Genomic DNA, 1881 nt, shown 5'->3' on the forward strand with positions numbered 1-1881 from the left:
GTGATCAGGAAGCTGCGCTCCTGCGGGTGGTACAGGCAGGTCGGGTGGAACTGGATGAACTCCATGTTGCCGACGCGGCAGCCGGCCCGCCACGCCATCGCGATGCCATCGCCGGTGGAGGTGTCGGGGTTGGTCGTGTAGCGGTACACCTTGCCGGCGCCGCCGGTGGCCATCACGACCGCCGACGCCGCCAGTGTCTCGACGCGCTGGCGGTCGATGTCGAGCGCGTAGATGCCGTAGCAGCGCGGCAGCTCGTCGCGCTTCAGGTGGCGCGAGGTGATCAGGTCGACCGCCATCCAGCGCTCGAGCATCCGGATGTTCGGGTGGCGCTTCACCTCGGCGAGCAGCACGTCGTGGATCGCCTTGCCGGTGGCATCGGCGGCATGCGCGATGCGGCGCACCGCGTGGCCGCCTTCGCGCGTCAGGTGCAGGCCGAGCGGGCCCTCGGGATCGGGCGAGAACGGCACGCCGCGCTCGACCAGCCATTCGATCGCCTGCGCGCTGTGCTGCGCGATGAAGCGCGCGGTGTGCTCGTCGACCAGGCCGGCGCCGGCGTCCTGCGTGTCGCGCACATGGGAATCGATGCTGTCGTCGGTGCCGAGCACGCCGACGATGCCGCCCTGCGCCCAGGCGGTCGCGGCCTCGTCGAGGTTGCGCTTGGCCAGCACGACCACCGGCCGGGTCTGCGCGATGTGCAGCGCGACGGTCAATCCCGCCAGGCCCGCGCCGACGATCACGACCGGCAGGGAGGAAACAGCTTCAGCGCGCGACGAGGCCATGAGGCGGACGCAGAGTGGGAGACGGGCGATTCTATCGGCGCCCCCCTGCACCCCTGGGCGCCCATGGCAAATGCGCGGCCGCGCGTCAAGCCCCAAGTCGGCGGAGAAAGGCGTGGTTTTTTGCGACCTTTGCCCCTGTCACATCCTGAAACAAGCTCCTACACTGCCCCGTCAGGTTCATCCCCAGCAGCAAGTCCCCATGTCGAGCATTCCCCCTTCTTCCACCGACGCTGCATTCGCGCAGGGCGACGCCGCCGACGGCTGGCAGGCCACGCGCGCGCAGACCGTGGTGGCCACCCAGATCCTCGGCGACGACGCGGACGACGTTCCCGAAGAACAGCGCGACATCGGCCGCCAGGTCAGCGCCGACCAGCGCGAGCTGTTCGTCTCGTGCGACCCGGCCGAGGCGATGCAGCAGCAGTTCGAGCTGCTGCACCCCGACTACATCGCGCTGCACGACGTGGGCACCGTGTCGTCGCGCAAGCTGCTGGCCGGCGTGGCCGCCGCCAGCAACCGCTCGCTGCAGAAGCTCGTGATCCGCCGCCAGGGTTACGGCACGCCGCTCGCGACGCTGGAGTTCCTCGATTTCCCCGGCACCGACGGCAGCCTGCTGCGGCTGTACACCACGCAGGCCGATGCCGACACCACGGCGCGGCTGGCGCTGGCCCGCGTGCTGATGGGCTACAGCCAGCTGGCGGTGCTGATGGTCGGCGCGCTGCCGGCGCACCTGCTCGAATCGACGCTGAAGCCGCTGCACGAGGCGATGGTGACCGGCCCGTGGTTCAACCGGCACATGCTGCTGCTGCCGCTGACGGCCACCACCGCCACGCTCGCGAGCTTCGGCACCGACATGGGCCGCGGCACCGGCGTGAACGTGCGCACGACGCCGCAGGTGACCCGCCCGGCCGACGCCTGGGGCTTCATCAGCGGCACCTGGAACAAGCTGCGCGAGCAAGGCGTGGGGAATCCGCGGCCGGCGGCGAAAGCCACGCAGGCCGCGCCCACGGCGATGCCGCCGATGGCGCCTCGCCCGGTCGGTTCATTCTCGAACTCCGTGCCCCCGCCGGTCGCGCCGACCCCGACGCTGCCGCTGGCCACACCG

The 1881-nt window shown here is 71.0% G+C and carries 1 protein-coding gene and 1 pseudogene; one reads left to right on the forward strand and one right to left on the reverse strand.

All coding sequences use genetic code 11. The features are described from left to right. Positions 1–779: FAD-dependent oxidoreductase (locus AC1D15_RS29810; protein WP_477828865.1), on the reverse strand; the 779-nt coding region annotated here is incomplete at its 3' end. A 199-nt stretch (positions 780–978) separates the two neighbouring features. Here AC1D15_RS29810 and AC1D15_RS29815 point away from each other — a divergent pair. Then, a pseudogene (locus AC1D15_RS29815) lies at positions 979–1881 on the forward strand (hypothetical protein); the annotation flags it as partial.

The sequence above is a fragment of the Rhizobacter sp. P2_H2 genome, from assembly GCF_056403375.1.